Origin of the sequence: Polystyrenella longa, from assembly GCF_007750395.1 — a bacterium.
GTDB classification, from domain to species: domain Bacteria; phylum Planctomycetota; class Planctomycetia; order Planctomycetales; family Planctomycetaceae; genus Polystyrenella; species Polystyrenella longa.
This window is the reverse complement of sequence record NZ_CP036281.1, coordinates 2,526,033-2,542,051: the sequence shown is the minus strand read 5'-3', so window position 1 is coordinate 2,542,051 and position 16,019 is coordinate 2,526,033. Positions and strand designations below refer to the sequence as shown.

Below are 16,019 nucleotides of genomic sequence, written 5' to 3'. Positions count from 1 at the left end.
CCAAACTTCGTTGGTAAGAGGAAGACAACTTCCGCGTTGCCCGAAGTCAACATAGGTGTCTCCGGGTATCAACGCGCAAATATAGCTCGTCTCTTATTCCTCCAACCTGAACTTCGCCAGATAGATGCTCGTTTTGCCTTCGTGGCTGGCGTAGTAACTCATCCAGAGGATGTCGTTGTGCCAGAGAAATCCGGGGTAGCTGGTATCTCCACCGGAAGGGAGGAGGGTGACCAGTTCGAGATTATCAAGCGTCATGCGGAAGAGGCCCGTTTTCGCACCGCCGGGATGATGACGGCTGCCGGCCCACATCTCTCCATTAGGAAGCCGGATGAAGTTCGGACCGCCAAACCGATAGTTGGTGGGAGTGAATTTCCAAGCGGTGTAGGGGGGCTCAGCACGACCGATTAATCCTCGTTGGTCTGCTGATTCTCTGCGAACCAAGGCGATCATTTCGCCATCAGGCATGAATCGGAGCGTTGTTTCGTTCGGGTTACCATCTATGTCCCAAGTCAGGATTTTTTCATAGCTGCGCCCGTCAGTCGTCTTATACAGCGAGGCAATCTTCGTATCACCTTTGCCGTTTTCGTTAGGAACCATGATACGCGAGCTGCCGTAACCGACACCGTCATGCCAGGTAACGCGCCAGAGCCAGTCGCCTTCTTCCATAATTTTCTCGGGAGCGGACCAGTTCTTGCCATCCTCAGAAAAGGAAACGTAAGGTTGCCGACTTTCCAGAATCTTAGTGCCGTTGTAGACCGAACCTCCCAGAGAGAGCATCAGTTTTCCCTGAGGGGTAATGGAGAATTTGGGATCGCGCAGGTCGACTCCCTCTTCTTCAATAAGTGAGGCCGAATTCCAATCGTCCCCATTTTCAGAAACCAAGACACGAATCTGGCCGTCTCCGCCAACATGGTCAGCCGATTCCCGGAACGTGACGAAGAACTTGTCATTGAACCACACGATATCAGTAAACGCATTGTGTTCACCCTGGTCCCAGATCTTTTCGACGGAAAGCAGCTTGGGTTCGCTCGCTTCAAGAGATTTCGGGGAGGTAATCAGCAGACAGGCAATTGCAAGAAGGCAAAAGATCGGAAACCGATTCGGCATGATGGTGCTTTCTGTTTCGAGTGAATTCAGTCGGGTATCGTCCCTCCAAACTACACGATCAGCGGGCCGCTGAGAACCGATCAAACAATTCTTTTCTGATCATCGACGCTGTCAATTCAGAAGTCAGTTCCCCTGAAGAGAGAGAACCGCTTTCCCGCTTTAGTCTACCGGTCGTTGGCCTCGTACATTCACCCCACTACCAATAATGAGATCCTTATCGTAAGCCCAATTATAAAGATAACCTGTTTTCTCTGGGGGAAGGACTTCCAGATTGTGAAATCCAGCGGATTCGTACCAGTCGAGAAGTTCGGCAATCGTGTGGTGATGCTGGTACTGGGGCGCGTACCAGTCGAAGGTATCGCAAACACGATTTTCATGATTCGGATGACTACTGAAATTTACCACTTTGTTGGCAACCCTGTTCAGCAAAGGGATACGCCCCAGTATTGCTCCCCGACGGCTCCATTTTTCGAGTCGTTCCTGAGGCATCGTCGTCGTGCGACAGCGTAACCAATTGTTGATTTTCTCTTGCCACTCCTGGTTTCGTCGATAAAGCCAGACCGAATAATAACCACCCGGTTTCACCAACCGGGCTACGGCGTTGAAGACCGCCCGAGTCTCTTCGTCATGGTGCATCACACCAATCGAAAAGACATAGTCGAATGAGGCCGGTGCGAACGGCAGATTCTTAAGATCAGCTTGAAGAAATTGGATTTGCTCAGAATTATTAGCTGATTCATCGCGACATAGCTCCACCGCTTTATCAACAGCGCGGGTGTGATCGACTGCGGAAACATAACCTCCCGCAGCAGCAACCAATCGAGTATAGCGGCCCCCTCCGCATCCAGCGTCAAGAACTCTTTTGCCTTTTAATTCGTCCCGTCGGAAACCGGTCTTTGCCTCGAATGTCCGTCGATCTTCTTGCTCATGAGCGACGTCGTAACGAGTCCATTGTGTTCCGAAAGATTCAAGATGCGCATCCTCTACAAATCGAGGTATGCCATTTTGAATGGGGACGACACGATGACATTGCGGGCAGGTTAATGCTTGTTGATCGAATAACGATTCCAGCGAATGCTGATCGAGAGGGCAGCGAAGCGGGAGCGATTCCAGGGCGAATGACATGGGGCAGCCCTTTAAAAATCGAGTTCGTCATTGTCTTCGGCAACGAAGGTATTCGGAAAGATGGCTTGTGCGGCATCGATTCCTATTGGGTCGTCATCCGTTCGGAAGGGATCGATATGTATCAATCCGAGATGCTTGACCTCCGCTTGTTTCGCCAATTTGGTGACTTGGGACGTACAGCTGTGACCCGTCAACTCCGCCAGATCTTCCGCTCCATCCGGAAAATAACATTCATGCAGAAGCAGATCGACTCCGCGCACAAACTCAAGATAGTCATTCACCCAAGAGGTATCGGTGATGTAAGCGAATGACTTATCGAGCCAGTCGATGCGATATCCTAGCGATCCGCCAGGATGTCGCAGAGGCATTGTGCTCACCTTTCCACGTTTCCCCAGATCTACTGTTCCTGTGATTTCGTGGTATTCGAAGGGGATATCGACTGGAAAGATCTGGCTGGCCAGCAAGTGCTGTTTGATGGCAAGAATATCTTCCGCACGTGCGTGAACTCTCACCGTTTTGATTTTCTTCCGGTGCATGGGAACCAGCAGAAAAGTCAGCCCGACAATGTGATCGAGATGAGCGTGCGAGAGGAAGATATCCAGCTCATCCGTTTGCAGGCAATCGATAACCCGATAGGCACTGGAACCGGCATCGAACAGGATACCAAGTTCCGGAAATAGATAACCGGCCGTATGTCGACGGTCATTCGGAAAATATCCGCCGGTTCCAAGACATACCAGTTTCATCTAACGATTCTCCACCCGGTCACAACAGCAAATCCAACAGTACTCGAAAGCAGAATACTCGTCAACGCGATCGAACCTGTTCGAGAGGAGCCGAGTAGCCATGGAAGCGGTTTTAGATCATTTTACTCGATCCGCCGGGCATGCACAGGTACTGATCAAAGAATAAAAGGGAATTTTTTATTCAAGCGGATCAGAAAAAAAGTGGCGATGAAGGAGATCGCAAACACGGCCAGCGTCCGTGGGACGGGGTCGATATGAATGAACTTTTTGAAAATCGCCAGGAAGAAAATATGAATAAAGTAGATACCGTTTGCGTAATATCCCAACGATGTGGCCGGCCGCATGACGGGCGATTTCATGATGAGGATAAAGATAGCCGGACAAACCCAGATTAGAGGGAACAACAGTTCGAGAGGATCTGGTCTCCCTGACCATTCCATGTTGAGGTGACTTTCGAACAAAATGGCAGGCACACCGAATGCGATTCCGAGTAGTGGCCATATCGCGTTACAGTTTTCCACCATCTTATACTTATTGATCAGGTATCCCATGATAAAGAAAGGAAAACCGACGAATAAGAAGTTGCGATAGACAAGAGGGGTCTCGAAAACGAACTGCATGATCGGGTTTTCAAATGCTTGCCATTCCCGGAAATACTGAAGGCCGTATCCACAGAGGTACAGAATAATGATTGACGCAAATCGTACCCAATCGGGTAATTTCCTCGTGAGTAACGTCAGCAGAGACGCTCCGATAATCGCAGAGAGGTACCAGAGATGATTGAAGCCGAGGATGATGTACTCAATGATCAGCGCGATGCTCTTCACATTGTATTCATCCGGCCTGAGCCACATGAATGAGTAGAACATCATCCAGAAAGCGTACCTCTCCAGCACACCGATCACCCAGGCACGTGGTTTCGTGTCAACGAATTTGTAAAAGAAGTACCCATTGATCAACAGGAAGCAGGGAACTGCAATACGAAACAAACCATCGTAGAGGTAATACCCGATCCGGTCGTATTCTTTCAAGAACTCGCAGTGGATTGCGACCACCATCCCGATCAGGACCAGTTTGGCGATGTCGAGAGAAAGATTTCGTTGCCGTTCACTCATTAACAGATTCACCCGCAGAATAATAAACGTTAATCAAACGGGGAAAATCAGAGCACGCTCATTGTCGCGCTATTGCTGATACCGGAGGCCCGCTCGCTGTTCCTTATCATGACGGCACAGCATAGAAAAATAACACAAACCTTCATTCATTCTTCCGACCTATGGAAGACCTTACAACTCTGGCCGACCTTGATTATTCAGGAGTCGGTGTCTCCTGTACCCTAAGAATTAAATCCTGTAACTATTTGATCGTACTCAGTAGGCACATTTCCAAGGCCGACAAGCATCTCTCTTTGCTCGTTAATCGAAATTTAAATACGAACTAAGCGTTCACCCTAACATCGTTCACTCTTATGAAGTGAAGACTCTAGTCGTATTCAGCAAAGAATAGTTTCGAATATGGGCTTAGTGTAAAAGCTAAGACAACCCAAAAAACACTAAAAAACGATTGGGCTGCCAAGATGCCTCTTTGAGGTTTTCGAGCGCGTTTTTAAACAGACTAATCCACAAGACTGTTACAGGCGATACATCAGGACTTGACTGAATATCTAGATCTGGTTCGCCATCCTTCAGGTTCAGCGGCACTCGATGCGGTCCTGATACCCTCTTAGAGCTTAGAGATCACACTCACTTGTAGATAAAATTGAGCCTTATTTTCAGGCCCAATAACAACCACAATCGGTTTCAGGATAGGTTCAAATATTCTCAGTGCAATTCGCACTCTCACATAGGTAACTGGCGCACTGGAATTCCTGAGGAAGCCTTGGGATATACCCATTTCCATCCACACAAAGGATATCGTTTTGACCTAATTCCGATGCCTTAAGGAGTTTTTCGTTCCCGAATCCAGTCGGTGTGGAAAGTACCTTCTTTGTCCAATCGTTTGTAGGTATGAGCGCCAAAGTAATCCCGCTGTGCCTGCAAGAGGTTGGCCGGAAGACGGGCTTGACGATATCCATCGTAGTAACTGAGGGCTGCACTGAAACCAGGAACGGGAAGCCCCAGTTCGACGGCTGTCGAAACAGCTCGCCGCCAACCTGGTTGAGCCTGATTGATCGCGTCGCGGAAAAAGTCGTCCAGCAACAGGTTTTCCAGCTGAGGATTCTTGTCGAAGGCTGCTTTGATGTCCTGCAGGAAGGTTGAACGAATAATACATCCACCACGCCAGAGCAGAGCAATATCGCCATTGTTTAGCTTCCAGCCAAACTCTTCAGCAGCGGCATTCAATTGAACATAACCTTGGGCATAACTGCAAAGCTTTGAGGCGTATAAGGCTTGTTTGACATCGTCAATAAACTGAGCCTTGTCGCCACTGAATTTGGTCTCTGGACCTGACAGGATTTCAGAAGCTCTTACGCGAGCCTCTTTCTGGGCTGATAGACAGCGAGCATAAACGGCTTCGGTGATTAACGTGGTCGGCACGCCCAGATCCAGAGCGTGCTGGCTCATCCATTTCCCAGTCCCTTTTTGCCCCGCGGTATCGAGGATCTTATCGACCAGGTATTCATCGCTTCCGGCATCTTTGACAGAGAAGATATCGCGAGTGATCTCGATCAGGTAACTGTCCAGAACTCCTTCGTTCCATTCGGAGAAGACGTCGTACAGTTCTTCATTGGACAGGCCAAGAGCATGTTTCAAGATAAAGTAGGCTTCGCAGATCAACTGCATGTCACCGTATTCGATTCCGTTGTGAACCATTTTCACGTAGTGACCGGCGCCTGCTTCTCCGACCCATTCGCAACAGGGGATGTCGTTGTTCGGACCGACTTTGGCACTGATCTTCTGGAAGATCTCTTTAACGTGGGGCCAGGCGGCTTTGGACCCGCCGGGCATGATACTAGGCCCTTTGAGGGCTCCTTCTTCTCCACCGGAAACACCTGTTCCGATGAAAAGCAGTCCGCTTTTCTCGACTTCAGCAGTGCGACGGTTGGAATCATTGAACTCGGCGTTTCCACCATCAATGATGATGTCTTCTTTGTCGAGCATCGGAGTCAACGTTTCGATGATCGCGTCCACTGCAGGTCCCGCTTTGACCATCAGCATGACTTTACGCGGGCTTTTCAAGTTGGCCACCAGATCTTTCAGATCGTGGTAACCCGTGATCGACTTGCCTGCGGCGTTTCCTTCCGTGAACTCGTCGGTCGTACTCGTCGTGCGGTTGTAGACACCGACGCTGTACCCATTATTGGCCATGTTTAGAACCAGGTTCTGTCCCATTACCGCCAGACCGATCAATCCAATATCATGCTGTGACATCTGTTACTTTCCTTCGCGGAAGAAGAATTATTTTGTTTCAATGTGTTTGTGTAGGTTCGAGGGCCGTCGAGTCTCAGCTGAGAGTCTCAACAGAGAGTCTTATTTCCAGGGCGGGGTGTCTGGGAGGAGCTTTTCGAATTCAGCGATGAGCGAATCCTGATACGCCCCTTTGAACTCTCCATTGAGGAACTTATCGCAGGCTTCATCGTGGAATCGTTCCCAACTCTCTTCTTCATGGCCAGGGTTGATCGGATAGAATAGAGCATTCACGGCGATGGCCGCATTCATGTCGCCAGGAGCATCACCCATCATCAGGATGTGGTCGTCAGCGTATCCATGCTCTTTCACCGTCGTGAGCGATTCTTTTTTGCTTCCCGCTTCCTGTCCACAGATCGCGGCGACATACTTCGCGATCCCATGTTCACTCCACTCTTTATTCAACGCGTCGTTCGGCGTGGCGGAGCAAACAATCATATCCGCTTTCGTGCTGAGTTTGTCGAGTGACTTCTTCACGAAAGGAAAAGGGCTGACTCCTTCGACGATGTCATCAACAGATTCATTGACGGCGAGAGACCATTCCAGAGCCAGCTTAAGATCGGCATCACCAGTTTTAGCGACTTCTTCTTTCAGAGCCGGGTTGCCCAGCTTCGTTTCGCGTTCGATCCATTCGCGGACGCCTTTCAATTCCATCAGTTTGATGTCGCGAGCCGCCACTTCGGGGCGTTCTTTCAACAGATCGATCGTCATCGTCAGAGCTGGAAAGCGATTGATTCCCCGCCATTTCGAATACAGATTTACGAACTCTGCGGCTTCGCGGGCGTACTTGGAGACTGCTTGCAGCCCGAAATACTTGATCGTATTCGGAATGAAGCATTCTTTATGTTTGATCTCCATCGTATCGAAGGCGCAGCCATCTGAATCGATGCCAATCATGAAGTCGTGTTGTTTTTTAAATGAGTCGAGAGGATGTTCCGACACGTTTTGTATTCCTTGTTGAAACTTGTTCTACCGAAGCAGAGAAGTAAAATGGTTGTGCTGGTCTGATAGGGATCGATTCTCAGTCGAGATCTTCTCTTTGATTTCTATTCGCGGTCTGCCTGAGGAACGTATGCCTCCAGTTTCTGATCGGCGAATTTTCTTTCCAGCTGGGACATTCGCATCCGACCGTCAATCATGGGAACGCTGACCCAGTCTTCACCGATAAGTGGTTTGGCGTAGTTTACAAATTCGTCGGTGACATCAGTTCCGCAAGGAGAAATCCAGTTGTCGAGGAATTTGCGTTCGCTATTGGCCACTTTGTCGAGCGGGGCTTTATCGTAGCGAACGTTGTACAGCGGGCCGGGTTCCCGCAGAATGGTGGACATGAAACCGCTCTCTTTATTGGCGGCCAGTTCCGCAGCCTTCTGTCCTAGAATGTAGGCTTCCTGAAGGTCGACGGTTGAAGCATAGATGATATTGTGCCGCTGATCCGTCCCAGGAATGTTGTAACGGGCAGCTCCCTTCACAGGGAGACCGCGATCATTCAAACCATTCACCACGAGTTGAGCCGCCGTCATTTTGCTGGCGCTAAAGGAAACGTGACCGAAGGAGTCTTTGACTTCACCAATGTCTCCCAGATCCAGTCCTTCACTTACGACGACGATACAACGGCCATCTTTTTTCAGTTGGGCGTTCACGTTTTCGGAAATCTGATCGAGTGAAGTCGGTCGCTCGGCGAGATAGATTTGGAGTGGCATTTCCCGGTTGGGGTCAGCCAGACGCGCAGCAGCGGGAATGAAACCAATTCGACGTCCCATTGCTTGAAGCACCAGCACAGGGTCGGCGGGTGAACTTCCCCGGTTCTCTTCATTCGCAAGTTGAACCATGTGCGACCAGTAACGGGCGGTACTGGCGTATCCGGGAGTATGGTCGATTAATTTGAATTCGCTGTCCCCCACATCGTTGTCGATTGTTTTCGGTCCACCGATTCCGATGAGGTCAAGGCCTCGTTCCTGTCCCAGTTTGGCCACCTTGTTGGCGGTGTCCATCGAGTCGTTTCCACCGATGTAGATGAAGTAGCCAACATTGTGGGCTTTAAAGACATCCATAATGCGGTCGAAGTCTTCGTTCTGATGATCTTTCAGCTTGTAACGACAGGTACCAATCGATCCCGCAGCGGGAGTCGTCCGGAGCAGGGCGATTTCTTCGGGGTTCTGGGCCGTCAGATTGATCAATTCCTCTTTCAACACCCCTTCGATCCCATGCCAACCGGCGTAGACATCGCCGATCTCCGGGAGTTCGCGAGCCATTTCGACGATCCCCCGCAGGGTATTATTGATCACGGGGGAGGGCCCGCCAGATTGAGCCACGACAAGATTCTTGGGTGTCGACACGAATTAAGGTCCTGTATCATGTTGAGAATGTGCGGAGCATGGGTAAGGCTGCCCTGCGAACGGTATAACCGAGCCGCAGCCGGAGCCCGGTCTTTGCGTTGCCAGTACAGATTTCGCGTATTCTAAACGAACGGGCAGCACAATTCAAAACAGCGGACCTGTCGAAATCAGCTCGGTGGATGATTTCCGACCTTCATTTAGTCACTTATGGCTGTTCGATGGGCCGAAGCACGATTTTTTCCTGTAGAACCTGAAATTCGACTGGAATTTCGTTAAATAATTGCTCGCACAACTTCGTAGGAGGAGCATTTTGCAGGTCCAGATCGACTTTATCTTTTCTCCCTCGGAACGACGCCTCGGAATTCGGAGGGGCAAATTCGATATCGACACCTGATTTCCGTAATTCGTCGACGACGGACATCACGGAAACCCCTGCTTGTTTCAATGTGAATCGCTGTAGAGACAGCTTTTGCTCTCCTCCTGTTTCTCCCTCAGCGATAGTCATTTCTCTCTGTCGAGGATTGAGAAGCGAGATCATCCACTCCTGGTCTTCCACTCGGCCAACCAGTTCCAAGCGGTTTTCGCCCGACCATTTCCACTCAATCCCGGGGCGTTTAAGCAAGGCCGCCTCAATCTCATCCCGGGAAGAGGCAGAAATGAGATGACTCTTAGCAATGGACACTTGCTCCGGCAAAGAGACGATCTCATAGGATTTCCCAGGCTCCACCCAGCGATAGCTGAGATCATACTGAATCAGCAAGGTACAGATTTGCTGCTCTAACACGGCAGACGGAATGTGGCACTTCGGCAGCAGATCATGGGGAATCTGGTCCGGATTTAGCAATTTAAGTGTGTACGCCGTGTTGATTTTACGTATTACTTCAAGCGGTGTCGCAAGATCATCCCAAATTAATTCCTGTCTGCGTGCCAACTGCTGCGGTATGGGAGTTGAAGATTCTGCGAACGCTTTCGTTAATTCTTCACGTTGATGCAGGATTAATGTCCGAAGTGTTCGAGTGGCCCGAGGAGTCCCAAGAAACAAATAGTTGGGCTGAATCGACACTTCAGAACCGGATTGCCGTCCAATCTCAAACAGAATTTCGAAGAGAGGTCTCTTTTCCAGTTCGAGAGTAATTGGCTGGTGAGGGTCGAGACGACGATCAATAACGATGGCCACCCCTGTGGTACCTGAAAGCTGTCGAACAATCGTTCTTAACTCGGCTTTGTCCCAGCTCACTGTCAGTGGATTTTTAAGCTGCTGATACAACTTTTTTCCAACTTGAAATGACTGACGAACGGGTTCAGCGGACTCTAATTGCGTCTGCTCCAATTGAGCACCGAATAGTGAAGAGCTGATGGACACAGCAAGGGCCATCAGCCACAAAACTCGTTGTGATACTCTAAACATCATTATCCAATATCCACTGAAATATTTCCTGTATGTTCAAGTCTCCGGGCCTCCGGCATAATTGATAAAAGATTCGGCCTGATTCTATGCCAGTTAACTGAAAGATTTAGATGCCGTGGGATTTTTTCTGTTTAATCATCGTTAACAACCAATTTCATACTTCATTCACAGGAATGATTCACACCCACTTCCGCATATCCAATTTCATCTCGGCAAAAGCAAACTGCAATCCCTTAACTAATAGCTGAGATCGTTTATCGTAACAGAATGGTCATTTTAGATGAACCAGATTCCATCCTCTCCTAAACGACACGCCGTTGGCATCGACTTCGGTACAACTTACTCGTCCATTTCATGTTTGAACAGGCACGGGCAGCCGATCACGATCCCGAACGAATATGGAGAACCTTCCACACCGTCGGCTCTTCTGTTTGAACCGGGGCAGGAGATTGTAATTGGACGTCGCGCATTGGAACGCGCAATTGAACAGCCGGAGAAAGTGATTCTCTATCCCAAACGAGAAATCGGTAAGCCCAACAAGAAATGGTATCTCAATGGGGAAACCTACACTCCCGTTGACCTGGCCGCGTTGATCATTCGGAAATTATTGAATCATGCCGAACGCAAAGTCGGCCGTATTCGCACGGCAGTCATCACCGTTCCCGCGCAATTCAGCGAAGTCCAGCGTCAGGAAGTGGTCGCCGCAGGGCACAAGGCGGGCTTAAAGACGGTAGACATTATCAACGAACCCGTTGCAGCAGCGCTCTGCCATGTATTGGGCACTGAAGGGCTCTGGTTCACGGAACTGACAGAAACGCAAAGAATTCTTGTATTCGATCTGGGTGGAGGAACCTTTGATCTTTCAATCGTCCATTATTCCCCAAATGAAGTTCAAGTCATCGGAGGAGGAGGGCATCTCCATCTAGGAGGACTCGATTGGAGCCATAAACTCGAAGAGTATCTCTGTCGCAAGTTCTCACAGCGGTTCCAACAACCCGTTGCTCAGGATCCCCATTTTCTGCAACAGCTTGTTACAGAAACGGAACAGGTCAAACGAACCCTTAGTCAGAAACCTGAGGTGGAAGTCACTTGCGAGTTCAACAAGGAGCGTGACACCTTGAAGATTCAACGCAAGGTGTTTGAAGAATTGTGCGAACCACTTGTGGAAGAGACTCGGCAGATTACGTTGGACCTGCTCAAAAAACATAATATGGGTTGGGCGCATATTGATGCTGTGCTACTTGTCGGGGGGGCATCACGCATGCCGATGATCCGGCGAAGTATGAAAAAACTCAGTGGACGGACTTTAAACAGTTCTCTATCGCCCGACCACTCCATCGCTCACGGTGCCGCCTATTTTGCCGGAATGCTGTCGAGCAACGATGGCTTCGCCCGATCTATCCTGGAAGAACCGGCGCAACAGCGATTGGCAAGGATGTCTCAGCGTTCCGTGAATTCCCGGGGACTGGGCATCATGGTCAGGACGCAGGAGAATGCAAATCGAGTTCCTCATTACCTGATCCCAACGAACACCCCATTACCGGCGCAAGTTTCTCAGGTATTTGAGACAGTTCGGCCCAATCAATCAATGATCAAGATTCCGATCATCGAAAGTGGTACTCAAACGGATACATCACTCGTCCACTTGGGAGACTGCCGGGTCGAGAACCTTCCACCGAACTTGCCTGAAGGGACTGAAGTTCTCGTGACCATGAAATATGATCACGCCGCGATGCTGGAAGTTTCAGCGAAAGTACTCGAAGGAAGCACCAGTTCTCGAATGAAAATCACGCGATCAAAGAACATCGTGCAACAACTCGAATTCGATGACAAGATTCTTCCTCAACGTCGTCCCAAGTCCGATTCTGACCTGCGACAGTCTCCACCGCTCATCAATGAGATCCAGGAAGCCAAAGCCCAAAAAGTAGAGTCCTTCCCACAAAAGAAATGGCAGCCCCAGACAAAGAAGACTCGCTCAAAACCCATTGGGAAAGCGAACACGTTGACCATGGCAATAATAGCTGCCGAGAAAGCGGTTAAGGAAGACCAGCAAGTCCCCAGCAGTATTATTAAACTGGCCAGCTCTGCAATTCCGATCCCTTTATGTGAGGACTGCATGGAGCCGTTCGACAATGAAGGAAACTGCAGCAAATGCAGAAATCCCATGGTCCAAGCCAAAGAGTTTGAGATTCCGAAAGCAGTCCAGCAACAGCAAGCCCGGTTCAACCAGAAAAAAAGACACCAAAAACCAACAGCAACTCGACGTCCAAAAAAGTAATCGACGTTCCGCACCCAGTGGGGTAGTCCGCTTGTAATTCGCTGCGGCTCCTGCTTCAATCAAGTCATCGCGAACCTCTCTTCACCACAGGTTCTGCGTTTGAATTGGTTAGCCTTTACCATTGGGAAGATCGTACGAAGATGAAGATAGACCGCATCGAGTTGTTTCTAGTTGCCATGCCGCTGATTACACCCTGGCGTACTGCCTACGGGGAAGATGCCGAAGTTCATTCCGTTCTCTGTCGTATGACCAGCGGTTCCGTCGATGCCTGGGGAGAAAGTTGCTCGCTGGCGGCTCCCTGCTACAGCCCAGGTTGGGGAGCTGGTGTTTTCGAACTTTGTCGTCAATGGCTGGCCCCTCAAATTATTGGTCAGGATATTTCGAGCGGGGAAGAACTACATCAAAAATTGAGCCACTTCAAAGGAAACCCATTCGCCAAAGCGATACTGGATCATGCCTGGTGGGCGCTCGAAAGCAAATTGCAGAATCAACCTCTGCACCGGCTCCTCGGAGCGACCCGAGATGAAGTGGTCGTGGGTGCTGATTTTGGGGTGACAGATTCACTGGCTGAACTGAATAACGATATCGGCGATGCACTCGACAGAAAGTTCCCCCGCGTCAAACTGAAGTTCCGTCCCGGTTGGGGATTAGAAATGGTGCAGGCCGTTCGCAAGGAGTTCCCCGACGCCTGCATGCACATCGACTGCAATAGTGGATATCGACTTAACGACGTCGAACTCTTCAAGCAGTTGGACGAATACCAACTCGCCATGTATGAGCAGCCACTCCAGCACGACGATATCCTCGACCATTCCCGATTGCAGGCACAAATCACGACGCCCATCTGCCTGGATGAAACAGTCAAAACTCGCCGAATCGCTCAGCAGGCTGCAGAAATTGAAAGCTGTGGATATGTGAATATCAAACCGGCTCGCGTGGGCGGATTGACCATCGCCAAACAGATTCATGATGATATGCAAAAAGCAGGCATCCCTTGCTGGGTTGGGGGAATGCTGGAAAGCGCTACAGGAGTGGGGCTTTGTATTGCCCTCTCTATGCTCGACAACTTCACCTATCCGGCCGACATTTTCCCCAGCGAACGATTCTACCATCAGGATCTCAGCGACAGCCCGGTCAGCTTGTATCAGGACAAAACAGGGGTACCCACAGTTCGGGCATTTGACCAATTACCGGAACCAAACCTGGAGCGGCTCGAGAAATTATCTCTTCAGAAAGCAGACATTAGATAAAACGTGTCACCTGAGTAAGTTACACGAACAGATACTATTTTAAAACACTCCCTAAGATTTTACTCTTCAATTCGAATCAAGAGTGGATAGTATTAACAGTATAGAGAGACCGATCATTCACTCCGATCCAAAGCCGCCTTCATGGACAGGCAGACGGAAATCACCTCTGAAAATGAATGATGCGCATCAGGCGCACCTATCCCTTCAAATAGTTTCGGGCTCTCTCAGTGATTTCAAAAGTAATCTCACCAACTTCAATTTCTGTTGGCATCGATGTTGCATTTGAATTCGCGACCCCTCACCACTCACTTGGAATGACATAATGAGTCTGTTGGAACGCCCTACTTTATTCGATCGGAATGTAAGGAATGCAAACCGACGAACCAATTCTGTAATAACTGCATCAGCGCAGCATTCCGACGAGACGTTGCTGCAACTTTACGTCGAACGTCAGGATAAGAAGGCTCTAGAGATACTTTGCGAGCGCCATACCCCACTTGTTTTAAGTGTCTGTGCTAATCTGCTTTCGGAAAGTCATGACATCGAAGATGCCTGTCAGTCCATTTTCCTAAAGCTGACCAGCAAAGCGGGGACCATTCGCAAACGGAACTCGCTGGCTCCCTGGCTGCACCGGGTTGCCCGAGCGGAAGCGATTCAGATACACCGTAATAAAAAACGTCACAAAGCAACTGAATTCTCCGAACAGCTCGATTCCGGTACTTCCGATGAACAGGAGAGTGATTCTATATTGTCCGTCCAGGAGCAAATGGAACTGCTTCACGATGAACTCGATCAGCTTCCCGAAAAATATCGTGGGCCAATCATTCTCTGTTTTCTGCAGGGAAAATCGCGATTAGAAGCAGCGGAGAGTTTGGGAGCGACAGACGCTTCCGTCAAAGCGAGTTTAATGCGAGGGCGCGAACTTCTACGTAAAAGATTACTGAAACGCGGCATCGCGCTGACAACAGTATTAACAATCTGGGAAGGCGCCCAGGCCTCTGCCGCAGAATGGGGGCAACATCTCGCGGCGCAAACCGTATCCCACTGCCTGACAGCAAACACGGCCACGAATACGATCTCGATCTCCACTAAGCTCTCGACTGCATTTTCTAAAGTCGCCAGCAAAAACATTGCTTGGAGTTTGGCATTAATGCTGGGAACCGTGACCATGGGGAGTTGGCTTTGGCTTAGCCTCTCTTCGGGCGGGGGACCCTCAGCACTGTTGGGAGCTATTCTTTCCACTTCTCCAGAAGACGAAATAGAAGCGATCAAAGTATTAGATCAATACGCGTCGACACTGGATGAATTTCAGACATTGAAATTCCATATTGAGCGTAACTCCTATGAGGTAGGCGGCGCTTTCACCGAAGAAACCTGGAGGTATAAACACAAGGGGGACTTCTCGGCACGAGACGGATGGTGGAGATACCGATACAAATACATTGGAAACGGATACCGCGCCCAACTCTTCCCCGTATTTGGCGCCACCGAGCAAATCATGACTACAGAAGGATATTCTCAGTTCTCACATGCCTTTACTGTCTCAAACGAGCTCATGACTCCTGACAGTCACCCGGAAGGGGATTTGTGGCGAGTCTGTAGCGGCATTACCTGGGCAGATGGTTCACCGGAAGCACAGCGACTAATCAATCAGAACAGAAATTCCAATCTGGAAGTCCTGGGATTTCTCCCCTATGACGCCAGCAGACGATTGCCAGAATTGATGAAGTCGTATCAACCCCGAATCACGGGTCACGAAGTCATTGATGGACATCCAACCGTCGTCGTAATGAGTGAAGGATATTATGGACGTCATACCGTGTGGCTTGATCCCGAGGCAGGGTATCTTCCTCGAAAAATCGAAAGCGTCAAAGAAAGAGACGACCTATTTGACGGATGGCCGCTGCATTTGATTCTACCCCACAATGACGCCACAGATCGCCGACCAAATCTTGCTTATCAGCGTATGATCGTCACAGTCGACGGAATCGAGATCGACCATGTGGATGACGGCTTCGTGATGAAGAACTTCGAGGTGACTTTAAATCGAACTTATTCAGACGAATCTGAATTCAATACGCGGTTCGAATACCAACTGAGCAAATTCAGTCGACAGGTCGCAGAAGAAGAACTGGCAATGACACTACAAATCCCACAAGGCACGAGTGTTTTTGTGACAAACGATCCTTCTACTGAATACATCTGGCATGATGGCCAGCCTGTCAAAGCCCCCCAGGAACTGCCTGAGGTTAAACCCTTCCAGGTTTTGGACGAGTCAAATTCGCTGACAGAGTAGAATGCGAGTTCGAATCTCACTTTAATTGCTGCGGAATCTGACAACGCACAACCACGTTTTCATGAA

11 protein-coding genes are annotated in these 16,019 nt (G+C 49.6%); 3 read left to right on the top strand and 8 right to left on the bottom strand.

The features are described 5' to 3' along the window. Positions 1-93: 93 nt before the first annotated feature. The 8 genes from Pla110_RS09395 to Pla110_RS09360 all read right to left on the bottom strand — a co-directional run bounded on the left by Pla110_RS09395 (position 94) and on the right by Pla110_RS09360 (position 10,096). The gene (locus tag Pla110_RS09395; protein WP_144995444.1) at positions 94-1,107 is read right to left on the bottom strand and encodes a sialidase family protein; all 1,014 of its coding nucleotides are present in this window, start codon (positions 1,105-1,107) and stop codon (positions 94-96) included. Positions 1,108-1,266: 159 nt separating this feature from the next. After that, positions 1,267-2,232, bottom strand: a complete 966-nt coding sequence (locus Pla110_RS09390) for a methyltransferase domain-containing protein (RefSeq protein ID WP_144995442.1) — start codon at positions 2,230-2,232, stop codon at positions 1,267-1,269. Positions 2,233-2,243: 11 nt separating this feature from the next. Then, on the bottom strand, positions 2,244-2,978 hold the full coding sequence (locus Pla110_RS09385; protein ID WP_144995440.1) for an MBL fold metallo-hydrolase: 735 nt from the start codon (positions 2,976-2,978) through the stop codon (positions 2,244-2,246). 155 nt (positions 2,979-3,133) lie between these two features. Continuing rightward, positions 3,134-4,093 (bottom strand): acyltransferase, encoded by a 960-nt coding sequence (locus tag Pla110_RS09380; protein ID WP_144995438.1) that lies wholly within the window; start codon positions 4,091-4,093, stop codon positions 3,134-3,136. 822 nt (positions 4,094-4,915) lie between these two features. Then, positions 4,916-6,349 carry a decarboxylating NADP(+)-dependent phosphogluconate dehydrogenase gene (gnd, locus tag Pla110_RS09375; protein WP_144995436.1) on the bottom strand — a complete coding sequence of 478 codons (1,434 nt, stop codon included), beginning with the start codon at positions 6,347-6,349 and terminating at the stop codon, positions 4,916-4,918. Positions 6,350-6,448: 99 nt separating this feature from the next. Then, complete coding sequence (locus tag Pla110_RS09370) at positions 6,449-7,327, bottom strand: HAD family hydrolase (protein WP_197440623.1); 879 nt, start codon at positions 7,325-7,327, stop codon at positions 6,449-6,451. Positions 7,328-7,431: 104 nt separating this feature from the next. Beyond that, complete coding sequence (locus Pla110_RS09365; protein ID WP_144995434.1) at positions 7,432-8,721, bottom strand: diphosphate--fructose-6-phosphate 1-phosphotransferase; 1,290 nt, start codon at positions 8,719-8,721, stop codon at positions 7,432-7,434. Positions 8,722-8,926: 205 nt separating this feature from the next. After that, positions 8,927-10,096: a hypothetical protein gene (locus Pla110_RS09360; RefSeq protein WP_144995432.1), complete on the bottom strand. Its 1,170-nt coding sequence runs from the start codon at positions 10,094-10,096 to the stop codon at positions 8,927-8,929. Positions 10,097-10,409: 313 nt separating this feature from the next. On the opposite strand from Pla110_RS09360, the gene Pla110_RS09355 reads away from it, so the two are divergent. The 3 genes from Pla110_RS09355 to Pla110_RS09345 all read left to right on the top strand — a co-directional run bounded on the left by Pla110_RS09355 (position 10,410) and on the right by Pla110_RS09345 (position 15,953). Beyond that, positions 10,410-12,407 carry an Hsp70 family protein gene (locus tag Pla110_RS09355; protein WP_144995430.1) on the top strand — a complete coding sequence of 666 codons (1,998 nt, stop codon included), beginning with the start codon at positions 10,410-10,412 and terminating at the stop codon, positions 12,405-12,407. A 140-nt stretch (positions 12,408-12,547) separates the two neighbouring features. Further along, positions 12,548-13,657: an o-succinylbenzoate synthase gene (gene menC, locus Pla110_RS09350; protein WP_144995428.1), complete on the top strand. Its 1,110-nt coding sequence runs from the start codon at positions 12,548-12,550 to the stop codon at positions 13,655-13,657. A gap of 322 nt (positions 13,658-13,979) precedes the next feature. Further along, positions 13,980-15,953 (top strand): RNA polymerase sigma factor, encoded by a 1,974-nt coding sequence (locus Pla110_RS09345; protein ID WP_144995426.1) that lies wholly within the window; start codon positions 13,980-13,982, stop codon positions 15,951-15,953. Positions 15,954-16,019: the final 66 nt, after the last annotated feature.